The sequence below is a fragment of the Actinoplanes hulinensis genome, from assembly GCF_019429605.1.
Classification (GTDB): domain Bacteria; phylum Actinomycetota; class Actinomycetes; order Mycobacteriales; family Micromonosporaceae; genus Actinoplanes; species Actinoplanes campanulatus.
This window is the reverse complement of record NZ_JAHXZI010000024.1, coordinates 42,911-58,331: the sequence shown is the minus strand read 5'-3', so window position 1 is coordinate 58,331 and position 15,421 is coordinate 42,911. Positions and strand designations below refer to the sequence as shown.

Annotated in this window: 12 protein-coding genes and 1 pseudogene; 8 read left to right on the top strand and 5 right to left on the bottom strand. The window is 70.1% G+C overall.

The genetic code is table 11. The features are described from left to right. Positions 1-10: 10 nt before the first annotated feature. The 3 genes and pseudogenes from KZ829_RS44940 to KZ829_RS35610 form a co-directional block, all read left to right on the top strand. Positions 11-127, top strand: a pseudogene (locus KZ829_RS44940) (hypothetical protein); the annotation flags it as partial. 310 nt (positions 128-437) lie between these two features. After that, positions 438-1,556: a serine hydrolase domain-containing protein gene (locus tag KZ829_RS35615; protein ID WP_220148235.1), complete on the top strand. Its 1,119-nt coding sequence runs from the start codon at positions 438-440 to the stop codon at positions 1,554-1,556. Between the two features lie 62 nt (positions 1,557-1,618). After that, positions 1,619-2,020, top strand: coding sequence for a nuclear transport factor 2 family protein (locus KZ829_RS35610; protein WP_220148234.1), 402 nt, complete (start codon positions 1,619-1,621; stop codon positions 2,018-2,020). Between the two features lie 3 nt (positions 2,021-2,023). Here KZ829_RS35610 and KZ829_RS35605 read toward each other — a convergent pair whose 3' ends face one another. Then, complete coding sequence (locus KZ829_RS35605) at positions 2,024-2,461, bottom strand: DUF6209 family protein (RefSeq protein WP_220148233.1); 438 nt, start codon at positions 2,459-2,461, stop codon at positions 2,024-2,026. Positions 2,462-2,727: 266 nt separating this feature from the next. Between KZ829_RS35605 and KZ829_RS35600 the strand changes: the two genes are divergently transcribed. Both KZ829_RS35600 and KZ829_RS35595 read left to right on the top strand, forming a co-directional pair. Further along, the gene (locus tag KZ829_RS35600) at positions 2,728-3,321 is read left to right on the top strand and encodes a dihydrofolate reductase family protein (protein WP_220148232.1); all 594 of its coding nucleotides are present in this window, start codon (positions 2,728-2,730) and stop codon (positions 3,319-3,321) included. Positions 3,322-3,355: 34 nt separating this feature from the next. After that, positions 3,356-4,996: a glycoside hydrolase family 9 protein gene (locus tag KZ829_RS35595; protein ID WP_220148231.1), complete on the top strand. Its 1,641-nt coding sequence runs from the start codon at positions 3,356-3,358 to the stop codon at positions 4,994-4,996. A 91-nt stretch (positions 4,997-5,087) separates the two neighbouring features. Here KZ829_RS35595 and KZ829_RS35590 read toward each other — a convergent pair whose 3' ends face one another. Genes KZ829_RS35590 through KZ829_RS35575 form a run of 4 tightly spaced genes read right to left on the bottom strand, consistent with a single transcriptional unit; the run spans position 5,088 to position 11,158 of the window. Continuing rightward, positions 5,088-8,171, bottom strand: a complete 3,084-nt coding sequence (locus KZ829_RS35590) for an alpha-L-rhamnosidase (protein WP_220148230.1) — start codon at positions 8,169-8,171, stop codon at positions 5,088-5,090. Beyond that, entirely contained in the window at positions 8,168-9,415 is a 1,248-nt protein-coding gene (locus tag KZ829_RS35585) for an ABC transporter substrate-binding protein (protein WP_220148229.1), read from the bottom strand. Before KZ829_RS35585 ends, KZ829_RS35590 begins: the two co-directional genes overlap by 4 nt. 25 nt (positions 9,416-9,440) lie before the next feature. Further along, positions 9,441-10,262: a carbohydrate ABC transporter permease gene (locus KZ829_RS35580; RefSeq protein WP_220148228.1), complete on the bottom strand. Its 822-nt coding sequence runs from the start codon at positions 10,260-10,262 to the stop codon at positions 9,441-9,443. Further along, positions 10,259-11,158, bottom strand: coding sequence for a carbohydrate ABC transporter permease (locus KZ829_RS35575; RefSeq protein WP_220148227.1), 900 nt, complete (start codon positions 11,156-11,158; stop codon positions 10,259-10,261). Before KZ829_RS35575 ends, KZ829_RS35580 begins: the two co-directional genes overlap by 4 nt. 197 nt (positions 11,159-11,355) lie before the next feature. Between KZ829_RS35575 and KZ829_RS35570 the strand changes: the two genes are divergently transcribed. The 3 genes from KZ829_RS35570 (at position 11,356) to KZ829_RS35560 (ending at position 15,387) form a co-directional block, all read left to right on the top strand. Then, positions 11,356-12,384: a LacI family DNA-binding transcriptional regulator gene (locus tag KZ829_RS35570; RefSeq protein ID WP_220148226.1), complete on the top strand. Its 1,029-nt coding sequence runs from the start codon at positions 11,356-11,358 to the stop codon at positions 12,382-12,384. Positions 12,385-12,421: 37 nt separating this feature from the next. After that, positions 12,422-14,710: an ATP-binding protein gene (locus KZ829_RS35565; RefSeq protein WP_220148225.1), complete on the top strand. Its 2,289-nt coding sequence runs from the start codon at positions 12,422-12,424 to the stop codon at positions 14,708-14,710. Between the two features lie 149 nt (positions 14,711-14,859). Beyond that, complete coding sequence (locus KZ829_RS35560; RefSeq protein ID WP_220148224.1) at positions 14,860-15,387, top strand: hypothetical protein; 528 nt, start codon at positions 14,860-14,862, stop codon at positions 15,385-15,387. The last annotated feature ends 34 nt before the right edge of the window (positions 15,388-15,421 follow it).

Here is a 15,421-nt window from a genome sequence, read left to right as displayed (position 1 = left end):
CTGGGCGCAGGGCAGCGTCCCGACGACCGGCGGGTCGCTGGTCGTCAAATGGGCCCGGGACAACGCCGGCCAGTTCCGTCTCCAGGTCACCGCGGCCGCGGGCACCAGCGGCCAGGTCTGGGTTCCGCTGGCCTCGGCGTCGGCGACCAGCACCGCTGTGACGTCCGGCGCGACGCTGGTTCGCCGCGACGGGCTCTACGACGTCTACGCCGTGGGCGCCGGGACCTCCGAGTTCACCTCGGCCCCGTAACGCCCACTGTGTCGGTGCGGCGCCGATTTCGGGGATGCCGGGATCGGCGGCGTCATGTCAGAGGGCGTGTCAGAGCGATGGCCGTCCGGTGTCAGAGGTGCAGGCGATCGTGGTTCTCGTGAACGGCTCAACGACAACATCCACGACATGCGCCCCCGCCGGCGGGGATCGACCTGAGGAGAGCATCATGCAGAGGTTCGACACCACCGCCCCGATCAGCGCCGGCCAGGAGCGCCCCGAACTGCAGCGGATCCTGGAGACCTTCGTGGACGCCGGCTTCGGCAGCGCGGAGATGCGCATCCACGACGACCAGGGTGACTGGGTCGGCCGCGCCGGAGTGAGCGAGCTGGGCGGGACCGCCGGGCCGCCCGCCGATGGACAGGTGTGGGCGGGCAGCGTGATCAAGACGTTCACCGCGACCCTGGTGCTCCAGCTGGTGGCCGAGGGCAGGCTCGGACTGGACGACCCGGTGGCCGGCCACCTTCCCGAACTCGGCCTGGACGAGCGGATCACCGTCCGGATGCTGCTGCGGCACACCAGTGGGTTGTACAACTACACCGGCGAGCCCGACGCCGACGGAACGTTCCGGATGGGGCTGCCCTCCGGAGGCAAGGACTGGGTGGACAACCGGTTCCACACCTACCGGCCCGTGGAACTGGTGCGGTTCGCACTGACCAAGCCGGCGCGGTTCGAGCCGGGCACCGACCAGAGCTACGCCAACACCAACTACACGCTGGCCCTGCTGCTGATCGAGAAGGTCACCGGGCGCTCGTACGCCGAAGAGGCGCGGCAGCGGATCCTCGGGCCGCTCGGGATGAAGGACACCGTGGTGTCGTCCACCTCGCCGGACCTGCCGGGGCCGCACGCCCACGGCTACTACCGCTACCAGGACGGCGACGAGTGGAAGGTCGTCGACGTCAGCCGCCAGAACCCGACCCTGCTGGCCGGCGCCGGTGATCTGATCACGACCGCCGGCGACCTCAGCACCTTCATCTCCGCGCTGCTGGGCGGCAGGCTGCTGCCGGCCCCGCTGCTGGCCGAGATGCTCACGCCGTACGGGAAATTCGATCTCGGTCTGGGGTTGTGGGTGCAGGATCTGGGCCCGGGCAACGGCACCATCGTTCACCACAACGGCGGCGCCCCCGGCGGCTACGGGGCCCTGATGATCGGCACACCGGACGGTCGTAAGACCCTGACCGCGTCGCTGACCACCGGGGACCTCGACCCGGCAGAGGTTTTCCCCCAGGCACTGGGGGGCCTGATCCAGGCGGTGTTCTGCACCGGCCGGCCCGAGCCGACGGCCTGAGGATCGTAGGCCGTCACGACCCGGCCACCAGGACGGTGGCCGGGTCGTCATGCCGCAGGTCCGTGGCGGCCACGAAGGCCCGGACCCTCGCCGTCTTCGCCTCCGCGTTCGCCGAGTCCGCAGAACTGGACTTCCGGCCCGCCGCGAGGCGGTGGGGCGCGGACATCCCGGTGATGGTCGGCCGCGACACCATCGTCGACACCATCCTCACCAACTTCGCCGGCCGCGTGGACACCACGCACGTCGTCACGAACCCGCGGATACGTGTCGGCGACGACAGCGCCTCGTTGACGGCGCTCGTCGAGGCCCAGCACCTTCTGACCGCCGACCACTCCGTACACGCGCTGCTCAAGAACCGGTACGACGTCGACCTCGTACGGGACCGGCAACGATGGGTCGTGCGGCGGATGGTCATCGAGAACGTCTGGTACACCGGCGATCCGGCCGCCGTCTTCGGCGGATAGCCCTTACGAAACGGTGTAGTGGTAGTTGGCGCCGAACTGTGAGTCGTACTCGGTGCAGCCGGCCCGGTCGCCGGACTGGAACCACAGCTCCAGGTCCTTGCCGTCGAGCGGCAGGTCGATGCTGGCCTGCGCCTTGACGTTGTGCCGGTTCTCGTCGAGGCGGGTGACCGCCTGCCTCTGGATCGGGCCACCGTCGACGCGGTAGTGGACACCGATGCTCCAGGCGTCGCCGCCGGCGTACTGGCTGCGGCACCGGGAGAGCCTCGCCAGGTCGTAGTCGACCAGGACGGGCCGGCCGGCTTCCAGGGTTCCCTCGGTCCACTCGGTCCCGTCGGCCACGAAGTGCAGCGCGGGGGTGGCGCCGGCGATGGTCGCGGCTTCGGCCGGCGTCGCCAGGACGGGCAGGATCACCAGGCTGAGCGCGAGGATCCGGGTATGCATCGCTTTTCCTTCGCAGATCGCTGTGGAGTGTGCCGCGCTCACCGCAGCACCGGAACAGAGCCTGCAAGTTCTTGCAGGAACAGTCAATGCCGATCATTACCTTCGGTAGCCATCGACGGTCTTGAGGTGATGAACGGAAGCGATTCGATGGAGGTCACGCGCGTTCAAAAAGGTATATTCATGAACAACGTGCGCCTCGTCACTGCCGACCAGCGGCCCAGGGCGGATGCAAGAATTTTCAAGACCACAATCGAGGAGTGATCGCGATGGCACGAGTCGTCATGCAGGCCGTGGTCTCGGTGGACGGATACATCGCCCACCCCGACGGCTCGGTCGGGCCGCTGTTCGACTGGTACCGCAACGGTGACGTGACCATCCACCCGAACGACAAGTGGTCGTTCAACGTCAGCCCCGCCTCCGCGGCCTACGTGCAGCCGTTCTGGGACGACGTCAGATGTACGGTGATCGGCCGGCACCTGTTCGACATCACCGACGGCTGGGCAGGAGTGCCGGCAGCCGGAGAGCATCTCGTCGTCGTCACCCATCGGCCACTTCCCGAGGAGTGGCTCGCCAGGTTCCCGGACGCCCCGTTCCACACGGCACCCTCCGTCGAGGCCGGTATCGAACTCGCGAAGAAGCTCGCCGGGGACGGCCTGGCGTGTGTGACGGCGGGTGACGTCGGCGGGCAGGCGTTCTCGGCGGGCCTCGTCGACGAGGTGGCGATGGACGTCGTACCGGTGGTCTTCGGTGAGGGGGTGCGCTTCTTCGGCAGCCACATCGGCACCGTTCTCCTCGACGATCCCGACACCGTCGTCCAGGGCGACCGCGTTCTCCACCTGCACTACACGGTCAAGCGTTGACAGCGGGCCCACAGGGCTGGGAGCGTTCCCAGACATGTCGAGCGTCGCGGTCAACCAGGTGGGTCACCTTCCGTCCGGGCCGAAGCGGGCAACGCTGGTCACCGACGCCACCGGCCCACTGCCCTGGGAACTCGCCGACAGCGCGGGCCGGATCGTCGCGAACGGAACCACCGACCCGCGCGGCATCGACATCTCCTCCCAGCAGAACGTGCACACCATCGACTTCGGAGAGCACCGGCAGACCGGCGCCGGCTTCACCCTGACCGCCGACGGCGCGACCAGCCGGCCGTTCACCATCGCCCCGGGCCTCTACGACACGCTGCGCGCCGACGCGCTGAAATTCTTCTACTGCCAGCGCAGCGGCATCGAGATCCGCGACGACCTGCGACCCGGCTACGGCCGCCCGGCCGGGCACCTCGGCGACCGCGACGTCCCCTGCGCCCCGGACGCCGGCGACTACCGCCTGGACGTGCGCGGCGGCTGGTACGACGCCGGCGACCAGGGCAAGTACGTGGTCAACGGCGGCATCACGGTGTGGCAGCTGCTGCACGCCTTCGAGCACCGCGGCGGCCTCGACGAACTCACCCTCGACCTGCCGGAAAGCGGCAACGGCATTCCCGACCTGCTCAACGAGGTGCGCTGGGAGCTGGACTTCCTGCTCCGCATGCAGGCGCCCAGCGGCCTCGTCCACCACAAGATGCACGACCGCGAATGGACCGGCCTGCCGACCCTGCCGCACCTCAACCCCCAACCACGCGAACTGCGCCCGGTATCCACCGCCGCCACACTGAATCTGGCCGCCGTCGCGGCTCAGGGGGCACGGATCTTCCGCAAGTACGACGCCGGCTACGCGGAACGCCTGCTGGCTGCCGCGCGCACCGCCTACACGGCGGCCGAAACCAATCCGATCCGGTACGCGCCGGTCGAGGACACCGTCGGCGGCGGCCCCTACAACGACGACGACGTACGCGACGAGTTCTACTGGGCGGCTGCCGAGCTGTTCCTGACCACCGGCGAACACCGGTACGCCGACGCGGTGCTGTCCTCCCCGCTGCACACCGAGGACGTCTTCGGGCCGTACGCCTTCGACTGGGCGGCCACCGCGGCCGCCGCCCGCCTCGCCCTGGCCCTGACCCCCAGCGAACTGCCCGGCCTCACCGGCGTACGCGCCTCGGTCCTGGCCGGCGCCGACAGGTACCTCACCCTCCAGCAGGCCCACCCGTACGCGATCGCCTACGCCCCACCGGGAAACCGGTGGGACTGGGGCTCCAACAGCATGGTGCTCAACAACCTGATGGTGCTGGCCGTGGCCCACGACCTGACCGGCGAGACCCGTTACCGGGACGGCGTCCTGGAGGGCCTGGACTACATCCTCGGCCGCAACGCGCTGAACCTGTCCTACGTGACGGGCTACGGCACCGACTTCGCGAAGAATCAGCACAGCCGCTGGTACGCCCACCAGCTCGACCCCACCCTGCCGCACCCGCCGAACGGAACCCTCGCCGGCGGCCCGAATTCTGGGTTGCAGGACGAGGTGGCACAGGCCCGGCTGACCGGCCGGGTGGGCCAGTTCTGCTACATCGACGACATCCACTCCTGGTCGACGAACGAACTGACGATCAACTGGAACGCGCCCCTGGCCTGGATCGCCGCCTTCGCCGCCGAACTCGGCTGACGACGCCGGACGGGCCGGATCACCCCATGTCGCCGACCAGTACGTCGCGGGGAAGGCCCGGCCTCCAGGGGGCTGAGGCCGGGCCGGTCGATCACCTGGTGCCGAAGGAGTAGGTGCCGGACGGCACCCGGTAGACGGCGTAGCCGTCCTCGTCGCGCAGGAACGTCGCGCGGCGCGGTGTTCCGGCGACACGGCCGCCGAGGGTGGGCACCCAGACCTGAGCGGTGGTGTTCGGCGGCACGGTGACGGTCAACCGCAGCCGGTCACCGTCCCGTTTCCACTCCGAGCGGAGGGTGCCCTGCGGCGTGGTGTAGTGCCCCTTCACGAACGTCAGGTCACCGACCACCTTGGGCTGGATGACCAGGTCCCGGTAGGCGACAGTGCCGTCGGCGGCCCGAATACCGGCCAGGCCGGCGTGGAACCACTCCTCGATCTGGGCGAGGATCATGTGGTTCTTGGAGTCGCCGCGGTTCCACCGCTCCCCCATGGTGGTCATACCGCCCGGGTTCGCGACGGTCGACTCCATGAAGTAGCCGTAGCCGGGCTGCTCGTCCTCGTGGATCAGATCCCAGAGCACGTCGTCGCGGCCACCCGTGGACAGCGCCCGCACGGTCGGCGCCATGCCGATGGTGCCGCCGCTGAAGTGCGGGCCGTCACCGTTCGGATGGAACGCGTAGATCATCGCCACCAGGCCGTCGAGGACGGCCTGCCGTTCGGCCTCGGGCACGAGACCGGCGTCGAGTGCGAGGGCCTGCGCCGACTGGGAGACAGCGCCGTTGTCCGCGTAGAGCCGCCGCGCCGGGTCCCAGAAGGCGTTGTTGAACGCCGTCCTGATGTCGGCGGCCAGCGTCGCATATCTCGCGGCGTCGGCCGATTTGCCGAGGTCGGCCGCCAGTGCGGCGAGATCCTTGGCCATCATGTAGTAGCCCCAGGTGCCGGTGATCTTCCCGGAGACCGGTTCGGCCGACACCCAGTCGGCAAGGGCAGCGTCGACGAGGTGGCCGACCGCCTTCTGCCGGGCGATGTAGTCGGCGAACGCCACCATCTGCGGGTAGTACCGATCGGCGGTCGAAACGTCGCCGTAGAGCTGCCGCAGGAATCCGGGCACCAGGATGATCGCGTCACCCCAGTTGATCTCGTCGCCGAACCGTCCGGTGTAGCCCCAGTCGTAGACCGGCGTCTTGAGGGCCACGTTGCCGCGCATCGGGGTGTCCGCGAGTGATTGTCCTTCGGCCAGGTGCCGCTCGTGGGTGCGCAGGTAGGCGGAGAGGTCGAAGTTGCGGTGGATCGAGCCCATCGGCATCGTGTAGTCGGCCGGGTAGGACAGTTTCTCCCGTCCCGGGCAGTCGGTGAAGACGCTCATGATGTTGCCGGCGAACGAGTACCAGGCCATCCTGTGGATCCGGTTGACCCGCGCGTTCGACGTGGTCACCGCACCGGCGATCGGGGTCTCGGCCTGCACCCGCAGTCCGGTGATCGTCTCCTCGGTCGGCACGTGGTCGAGAGGCAGGCCGGTGACCTGCACCCATTGCATGCCGAAGTAGTTGAAGTCCGGCCGCCACGTCTCGCCGCCGCGCAGCCCGGCCGTGGTGTAGGTGTTGAACAGGTCCACACCCCGGCTGCCGCCGCCGCCTCGCAGCGACGCCTGGTCGACCGTGCCGTCGGCCGCGAGGGACTCGGCCGGTTGGATCCGGACCGTGGTGCCCGCCGGTAGGCCTTCGGGGAGACGCAGCAGCGGGAGCCCGACGATGTTCTGACCGAAGTCGAACACCCATGTGCCGGGGACCGGGTTCGTCACCGAGACGGGCGTGAACGAATCGGCGACCGTGATCGGCGGCGCGGTGCGCGCGACGAGCCTGGTGGCGAGGTTCGGTGGCGGCGCGATCCCGGCGGCGATCCACCCGGTGGGTGTGCCGTCACGCCGTCGGGCGGTGCCCGACAGGTCGGACCTGGGCAGGTCCCAGCCGGGCTGCTCGCGGCGGGCGTCGAAGTCGGATCCGGAGTACCAGGCGTCGGTGATCAGCGGGCCCAGCGCGGTGCGCCACTCGCGGTCCGAGACGATCACCGTTTCCGGGCCATGGGCGTACGTGATCTCGAGCCGGGCGATGAAGCGCGGGGTGACGGCCGCTCCGGCGCTGGCATCGCTGGCCGCGATGTTGTTGCCGGATCCGGTGACCGTGGCGCCGGCGGGGTGCGGCTTCGACAGGGCGGGTGTGATGGCGATGCTGTCCGCACCGATCGCCGTGATGACCCGGGATTCGAGGTTGTCGCCGCCGTCGCCGGTGTCGACGTTGACCGTGCCACCGACGTGATAGCCGGCCACGCTGCTCACCGTGACCGTGGTGGCGCCGGCCTCGGTACCACCGGCGAGCGTTCCGTTGCCCTTGAGCTGGCTCTGCCACCACGAGTACGGCGCGGTCCGCCCGACCGCCGGGTTGGTGACGCTGCGCCGGACGTAGGCGGGGCCGCTGCCCAGCCGTACCCCCATGGTGTTGGCGCCTTTGTGCAGTTGATCGGTGATGTCGTAGACCCGGTACTCGCTGGAGAGCTGGTAGTTGGAGTAGCCGGGCGCGAGGACCTCGTCGGACAGGGCCCGGCCGTTGACGGTGGCCAGGTGCATGCCGACGCCGGACAGGTAGAGCCGCGCCCGGACGATTCTGCGGCGCGGGTCGGCGGTGAACTGCCGGGCGAAGATCGGCATCGGCTGGGTCTCGGCACGCCCGGGATATTCGATCCAGCGGGCGTCGCCCCAGTCCTCCTGGCGCAGCAGGCCGGTCTCCCAGGTCGACGCCCGGCTCCAGCCGGTGGCGTGCCGGTCGGCGTCCCAGGCCCGGACCTGCCAGCTCAGCCGCTGCCGTGACCGCAGCGGCGGGCCGTCGTATCCGACACCGGACTGGACCGCCGAGCTGATCTTGCCGGAGTCCCAGAGCAGTCCGGGGCCGTGGACGCGGATCTGGTAGGCGGTCTGCCGGTCCGCGGCCGCCGACGACGTCTCGGCGAACCGCCAGCTGAGCACCGGATTCGGGCTGTCGAGGCCGAGCGGCTGGTCGTCGCGGCCGTCGACGCGCAGTCCGACCACCCGCACGCCGGGGCCGCCGGCGGACGCGGGGCTACCGATCAGCAACGGCGCGGAGGGTACGGCGAGGGACAGTCCGAGTGCGGTACGCCGTTTCATGCGCCGGCCTTGTAGTCGGCGTCCATGTCCTTGAGGACCTGGTCCGCGCCGGTCTGGTCACTGAAGACCTCCTGGAGGCCGCTGAGCATGGTCTGCTGCACCTTCGCGTTGGGCCAGAGCTGGTCCATGAACGGCACGGTCCGGTCGCCCTCGACGAAGGTGGTGAGTTCGGCGAGCCCGGGGTCGACGGTGGTTCCGGCGCCCGGCAGTGTCGGCAGGCTGCCCTGTGCCTCGTTGAACGTCTTCATGCCCGCGGGGCTCATCACGAACGTGATGAACTTGAGGGCCAGCTCCTTGTTCTCGGCCTTGGCGTTGACGCCGTAGCCGGCGCCGGCCGCGGCGGGCATGATGAACGACGCCGTGTCGTCGGTGGCCGGCAGCGCCTTCATGGTGAACGTGCCGGACGGGTTCTTCTGCTTGAGCAGCCCGATGATCCAGTTTCCCTGGATGATGCCGAGGGTCTTCCCGGTGGCGGCGAGGGTCTGGCTGGCCTCGTAGCCGGTGCCCAGCGGGTCCTTCTGGAAGCAGCCGGCCGCGTCCATCTCCTGGTACTTGGCCATCGCGGTGGTCCACGGCGAGCCGGCGAAGGTGGCCTGCCCGGCGGCCATCCTGGTGTCGAAGTCCCGGTCGCCGCTGTAGACGGTGGTGGCGACCAGCGCGTAGAGGGCGATCTGGGTGACCCAGTTGTCCTGGATGCCGAGGGCGAAGGCGGGGGTGCCCTTGCCCGCGGCCGCCTTGCAGAAGGCGAGCAGTTCGGTCCAGGTGCCGGGCGCGGTCAGCCCGGCCTTGGTCATGGCCTGGTCGTTGTAGACGGCGCCGATGCCGTTGAGCCCGAAGACCGCGTTGTAGGTCTTGCCCTCGTACTGGGCGACCTTCTGGAACGCGTCCGGCAGTTTCGCGGCCCACGGCTGGTCGGACAGGTCGAGCAGGTAGCCGGGCTTGGCGAGGATGTAGGTGGCGCCGGGGTTGCCGTTGCCGGGCCAGACGGTCATCACGTCGGGGGCGGTGCCGGAGGACAGCTGGGTGCGGATCTGCTGCTGGTACTGGTCGGCGCCGCTGGTGGTGAGGTTGACGGTGACGCCGGGGTTGGCGGCCTTGAACGCGTCGACGACCTTCTCGACGGAGCCCTGGTCGACCGAGGCGATGGTCAGGGTCTGGTTGTCGCCGGAGCCGCCGGAGTCGGTGCCGCTGGAGCAGGCGGCGAGCAGGGACGCTGCCGCGATCGCGGCGAGGACTTTTCTCATGATCTTCTCCTGGAGGGGTAGGGGCTCATGCTTTGAGTCCTCCGGCGAAACCGTTGATGATGCTGCGTTGCAGGGCCAGGTAGACGGCGAGGACCGGCACGATGCTGATCAGCAGGGCGGCGAAGATGAGGTTCCAGTCGGAGACGAACTGGCCGACGAAGCCGGCGACCGCGACGGGCATGGTCTGCTGGTCGCTGCCGGAGAGGTAGAGCAGTGGGGTGAAGAAGTCGTTCCACACGCTGACCGCGTTGAGCACCAGCGCGGTGACGGTGATCGGTTTGAGCATCGGCAGGATGACGTAGCGGAAGGCGGTCAGCGGGCCGCAGCCGTCGATGGTGGCGGCCTCCTCGAAGTCGCGGGGCAGCGCCCGGAGGAAGCCGGTGTAGAGGAACGTGGTGAACGGGACCTGCAGGCCGGAGTGGAACAGCACCAGCGACCACACCGAGCCGAGCAGGCCCAGGTCGCGGATGGTCTGGTAGAGCGGAAGCGCGGCGAGCTGGAACGGCAGGATCAGCCCGAGCATGATCAGCAGGAAGGCGCCGCGCGACCAGTGCGCGGTGGACCGGGCCAGCGGATAGGCCGCCAGTGACGACACGGCCAGCACGATCAGGACGCTGACCGTCGTGACCAGCACGCTGTTGAGCAGGGCGCCGCCGAGGCCGCCCTCCTGCCAGGCCTGGGTGAAGTTGCCCAATGTCGGGCTCCGGGTGAGCGCGATCGGCGAGGAGGTGTCGCTGGGCGCCCGGAAGGCCAGGTTGACCAGCACGTAGACGGGGAAGGCGAAGACGACCGCCACCGCGATCATCAGCATTTCCAGAGCGAGGGTACGGCGGGTGTAGCGGATCATGACGCCGCCTTCTCGTTGCGGTTCAGGACGGTGTACTGGCTGGCGGAGATGGCCGCGACGATGACGGTGAGCACCACGGCGAGGGCGATGCTGTAGCCGAACTCGCCGAGGGTGAACGCGTCCTTGTAGATCAGCGTGGAGATGGTGTCGGTGGCGTGCCCGGGCCCACCGCCGGTCATGCCGTAGACCTGGTCGAACAGTTTGAGCCCGCCGATGACCGACAGCATCACGTTGATCGTGATGGCGGGCGCGAGCAGTGGCCGGGTCACCGACCAGAAGCGGCGGACCGGGCCGGTGCCGTCGATCGCGGCCGCCTCGTGGATCTCCTTGGGGATCGACTGGAGACCGGCGATGAAGATGACCATCGAGTAGCCGGCGTACTGCCAGACCACGACCAGCACGATCATCCACAGCGCCAGGTCCGGGTCGCCCAGCCAGTTCCGCTGCCAGGAGTCCAGGCCGAGGCCGGCGAGCAGGCTGTTGACCGCGCCGTCGGGGCCGAGCAGGTTGCGCCACAGGTAGGCGGTGACGATCTGGGCGACGACGGCCGGGGCGAACAGCAGGACCCGCAGGAGGTTGCGGCTCTTGATCGCGGTGTTGACGCCGAGGGCGAGCAGCAGGCCCAAGCCGTTCTGGAGGACGGTGATCGCGACCGCGATCAGCAGGGTGTGCCAGATGGCCTGCAGGGCGTCCGGGTCGTCGGCCATCGCGGTGAAGTTGTCGAGGCCGATGAACGCGAGGTCCGGGTCGAGGCCGTCCCAGTCGGTGAAGGCGTAGTGGACGCCGCGGGCGCTCGGGACGAGCACCACGAAGGCGAACAGCAGCAGCGCCGGGACGGTGAACCACCAGGGTGGTGCCGCGGGGCGTCGCCCCTGTGGAGGGCTGAATCGTTTCATGGGCAGCCGCCGGAGTGACGTGGGTAACGTTTTCCAAATGTTTCGCCGACCTTACGAGCGTGTGCCCACAGCGTCAAGGGGTTCACGGTCACCAATGCCGACGCCGTGATCATCCCTATGATGGGTAACGTTTCACGTCGTGGGGAGTACGCATGTACCAGTACGCTCTACTGCACCCTGACCATGAAGGAGAGCTGGTGGACAAGCCCGCGCCCCGGCGCGTCACCATCGTCGACGTCGCGCGCCACGCCCAGGTGTCCACCACCGCCGTCTCCAAGGTGCTGCGCAACGCGTACGGCGCCAGCCCCGCGATGCGGGCGAAGGTGCAGCAGGCCATCGCCGAACTCGGCTACCGGCCGTCCGCCGCCGCACGCGGCCTGCGCGGGCAGACGTACACCATCGGCGTGATGCTGCCCGAGCTGCGCAACCTCTTCTTCGCCGACATCCTCGACGGCATCACCACCCAGCTCGGCGACAGCGACTACCAGGTCCTGCTCGCACCCGGCTGCAACGGCGAGAAAGCCGAGGCCAAGGTCATCGACGCGATGATCGACCGCAGCATGGACGGCCTCGTCCTGATCGCCCCCGTGTCGGCCAAGAAGCGCCTCACCGAGGTCGCCCGCAGCGTCCCCACCGTGGTCGTCGGCCGGCACGGCTCCTCCCCCGCCTACGACAGCGTCACCGACGACGACATCGCCGGTGCCGCCCTGGTCGTCGACCACCTCGTCAGCCTCGGCCACCGCCGCATCGCCCACATCGAACACCACGAGACCGACCGGGTCCGCCTCGCCGAGATGCCCAACGCCCAGCGCGCCGACGGCTACCGGCAGGCCATGATCGCCCACGGCCTGGAAGCCGAGATCGACGTCGCGTCGACCAGCTACACCCAGGCCGGCGGCTACCTCGGCGCGCAACAACTGCTCGCCCGCCCGGTGCGGCCCACCGCCATCTTCGCTGGCGCCGACGTCGTCGCCCTCGGCGCGCTGGAGGCGATCGCCGAAGCCGGCCTGACCGTCCCCGGCGACATCTCGGTCGCCGGCTACGACAACAGCGCCCTGGCCGCCTTCGGGCCGATCTCACTGACCAGCGTCGACCAGGACGGCCGCCAGATGGGCGCGAACGCCGCACGCCTGCTGGTCGACCGCATCGGCCGGCGCGACCGCCGCACCGCCCAGATGAAACTCTCTCCCACCCTGGTCGTCCGGCGCACCACCGCGGCCACCTGAATATGATCAGCGCGGCGTCGGAGGAAGGCTGGCAAGGGTGCGCGACGAGTTGGCGGGGTGGCTGCGACAACTGCGTGACCTGACCGGCAGGAGCCTGCGCGAGCTGGAACGCGACATCCACGTCAGCAGTTCCTCGCTGTCGCGCTACTTCTCCGGACAGGCCGTTCCACCCTGGTCCACGGTGGTGGCGCTGTGCAGGGCGGCCGGCCGCGACCCGAGGCCGTTGCGTGAGGTGTGGGAGCGGGCCAAGGAACAGCCCCCGACGAGCACGACCACGGCCGCGCCGACGGCCGTTCGCAATGATCTGCCCCACGACATCACCGCCTTCACCGGGCGCCGGGCCGAACTGGAGGTCTTGCTCTCCACCGCACGCAACGCGTCGGTGGTGGCGATCGACGGCATGGGCGGGGTGGGCAAGTCCGCGCTGGCCATCCATGCCGCACATCTGCTGACCGCCGACTTCCCCGGCGGCCGGCTCTACCTGGACCTGCACGGATTCACGCCGGGCCGGGACCGGGTCGAACCCACCGAGGCACTGCGTGTGCTGCTGGCCGCGCTCGGCCTGCCGCCGGGCGGGATTCCCGACGGCGTCGCCGAGCGGGCCGCGCTGTGGCGGTCGGAGCTGGCGGCACGGCGCGCGATCGTACTGCTGGACAACGCCGTCGACGCGGAGCACGTACGCGACCTGCTGCCCGGCGCCGGGCCGAGCTTCGCCGTGATCACCAGCCGCCGGCGGATGGTGGAGCTGGACGGCGTCCAGCCGATCTCGCTCGATGTCCTGCCGGCCGGCGAGGCGGCGCAACTGTTCGTGGAGTCCGCGGGCGGGATCCGAGCCGGTGACGTCGGGGAGGTGATGCGCCGATGCGGGAACCTCCCGCTCGCCATCCGGGTCGCCGCCGCCCGGCTGCGGCACCGGCCGGCGTGGACGCTCGACACCCTGGTGGAACGGCTCCGCGAGGGCGAACCGGCGGTGTCGGAGGTGTTCGCGATGTCCCTGCGACAGCTCGACCCCGCCCAACGGCGGATGTTCGGGCTGCTGGGGCTGGTGCCGGGCGAGGACATCGACGCGTACGGCGCGGCCGCCCTCGCCGGGATCCCGCTGACCAACGCCCGTTCCCTGCTGGAGGACCTGGTCGACGTCCACCTGGTCCAGGAGCCGGCGGCGGGCCGCTACCGGATGCACGACCTGCTCCGGCAGACCGCCGTCCACGCCGACGGCGCCGCCGCCGACCCGGCACCGGCGATCGCCCGCCTGGCCGACTACTACCTGAGCGGCCTGCTGGCCGTGAAGGAACAGGTCGAGGTGCTCATCCCACTGCCGGTCACCGTGTCACAGCAACCACCCGCCCTGCCCGGCCTCGGCGACTACGAGACCGCCGTCGACTGGATGGACACCGAGTGGCTCAACCTCACCGCGACGCTCGCCCTCGCGGTGCAGTTACGTCTCGACACACCGGCCGTCGGGCTCGGACAGCTGGCCACGATCTCCTACGGGCGGCGCGGCGGCGCGGCAGAGCTCCATCGCGGCCTCCTGCTCAGCCTGCCGGCCGCCGAACGGCTCGGCGAGCTCCGCGTGCTCGCCGCCCACCGGTACCTGCTGGGCGCCGTACTGATGCGCGCCGGCCGGCTGGGTGAGGCCACGCCGGAGCTCGAGGCGGCCCGCGAGCTGATGGCCGCGCAAGGCGACACCGTCAGCGAGGCCTTCGCCCTCCTGCAACTGGCGGAGATCCGCATGTACACCGCCGACGCCGGAGGCGCCGTCGAGCTGCTGCGCCGGGCGACCGCGCTGCAACCGCCCGTCGAGGCGGTCCGGGTGCGCGTGTGCACCGGCCTCGGACAGGCTCTGGTACGGCTGGGACAGCACGCCGAGGCACGAGAGGTCGTCTCGGAGCTGGCCGCGTCCATGCCCGGGCAGGACCGGCAGACCGAACGCATGTGCCTGGAGGTGCTGGGCCGGGCGGCGCTCGGCATGGGCGACGTCCAGGCGGCCCTGAGTTTCGCCGAGCAGGCCGTCGCGATCGACCGGTCGACACGTCATCCCATCTTCGAGGCGGCCAGCCTCACCGACACCGCCGTCGCCCTGCGTCACCTCGGGCGCCTCGACGAGGCAACGGCCAGGCAGGACGAGGCCATGCGGCTTCTCGAACAGGCCGGCGAACCGCATCGGATGGCGCGCAGCCTTCTCCCGTACGCGCAGGCCTGTCTGGACACCGGCGACCGGGACGCCGCGGCGCGCCACTTCCGGGCGGCGCTGGAGATCGCCACAACGCACGGGCTCACCTATCTCGTGACCGCGGCGCGTGCGGGTCTGACCCGGGCTTCCTGAGCCTGTCCCGTCCCGTCCCGGGACACCCGGGCAACGACCGTCCTTCTCAGTGAAACCGCAGTTCAGAGCGGTGTCGATGGGGTTCACCGCGTCCCATGATGCACGGCATGCGTTGTCCCGGACCGGCCCTCGCGCCGAGGCTTCTCGCCATGCAAACGACGCCTTCTCTGCTCGCCGAGCTGGACGCGCTGCCCGCCCGGTGGGAGGTACGAGGAACGCTCGCCGCGCCCGTCACCGCGGTCGCCGCGCTTCTGCTGGCCGTCGCCGAGGGCCGGGTCGGCGATGACAACCTGCTGGTCCTGGCCAGGGCGTCGGCGGCCCGGCAGGGCGCGATGACGGTCGTGGCCCGGCCCGGCCCCGGCGCCTACCGCGCCGAGCTCGCCGGGCCGGTGGAGCCGGTGGAGATCCAGGTGGATCGGGCCCGGTCCAGAGTGGCGGTACGAAGCTGGTACGCCGGCGTGCACACCGCCGAGGTCTGCCCCGCCGGCACCCGGGTGACCCATCGCGTCCACCAGGTGATCCCCGGTCACGCCGGGTACGCGGACGGGATCGCCGAGATCGGCCTGCACGCCCGCATGTCCCGCGATCTGCGGCAGGTGCTGGACGTGATCGCCGACCGGCTCGGCTGCCCGGCCGTCCCCCCGATCAGGGCCGGGCCGTTCCCGTGGCCCCGATGACCATCCGTCTCATTCACCCCCGAGAAAGCAGGAG

Excerpts from the sequence above, each read along its gene's own strand:
- KZ829_RS35615 (WP_220148235.1), top strand. The coding sequence starts at position 438 with ATGCAGAGGTTCGACACCACCGCCCCGATCAGCGCCGGCCAGGAGCGC.
- KZ829_RS35605 (WP_220148233.1), bottom strand. The coding sequence starts at position 2,461 with ATGCATACCCGGATCCTCGCGCTCAGCCTGGTGATCCTGCCCGTCCTG.
- KZ829_RS35600 (WP_220148232.1), top strand. The coding sequence starts at position 2,728 with ATGGCACGAGTCGTCATGCAGGCCGTGGTCTCGGTGGACGGATACATC.
- KZ829_RS35595 (WP_220148231.1), top strand. The coding sequence starts at position 3,356 with ATGTCGAGCGTCGCGGTCAACCAGGTGGGTCACCTTCCGTCCGGGCCG.
- KZ829_RS35590 (WP_220148230.1), bottom strand. The coding sequence starts at position 8,171 with ATGAAACGGCGTACCGCACTCGGACTGTCCCTCGCCGTACCCTCCGCG.
- KZ829_RS35585 (WP_220148229.1), bottom strand. The coding sequence starts at position 9,415 with ATGAGAAAAGTCCTCGCCGCGATCGCGGCAGCGTCCCTGCTCGCCGCC.
- KZ829_RS35580 (WP_220148228.1), bottom strand. The coding sequence starts at position 10,262 with ATGATCCGCTACACCCGCCGTACCCTCGCTCTGGAAATGCTGATGATC.
- KZ829_RS35575 (WP_220148227.1), bottom strand. The coding sequence starts at position 11,158 with ATGAAACGATTCAGCCCTCCACAGGGGCGACGCCCCGCGGCACCACCC.
- KZ829_RS35560 (WP_220148224.1), top strand. The coding sequence starts at position 14,860 with ATGCAAACGACGCCTTCTCTGCTCGCCGAGCTGGACGCGCTGCCCGCC.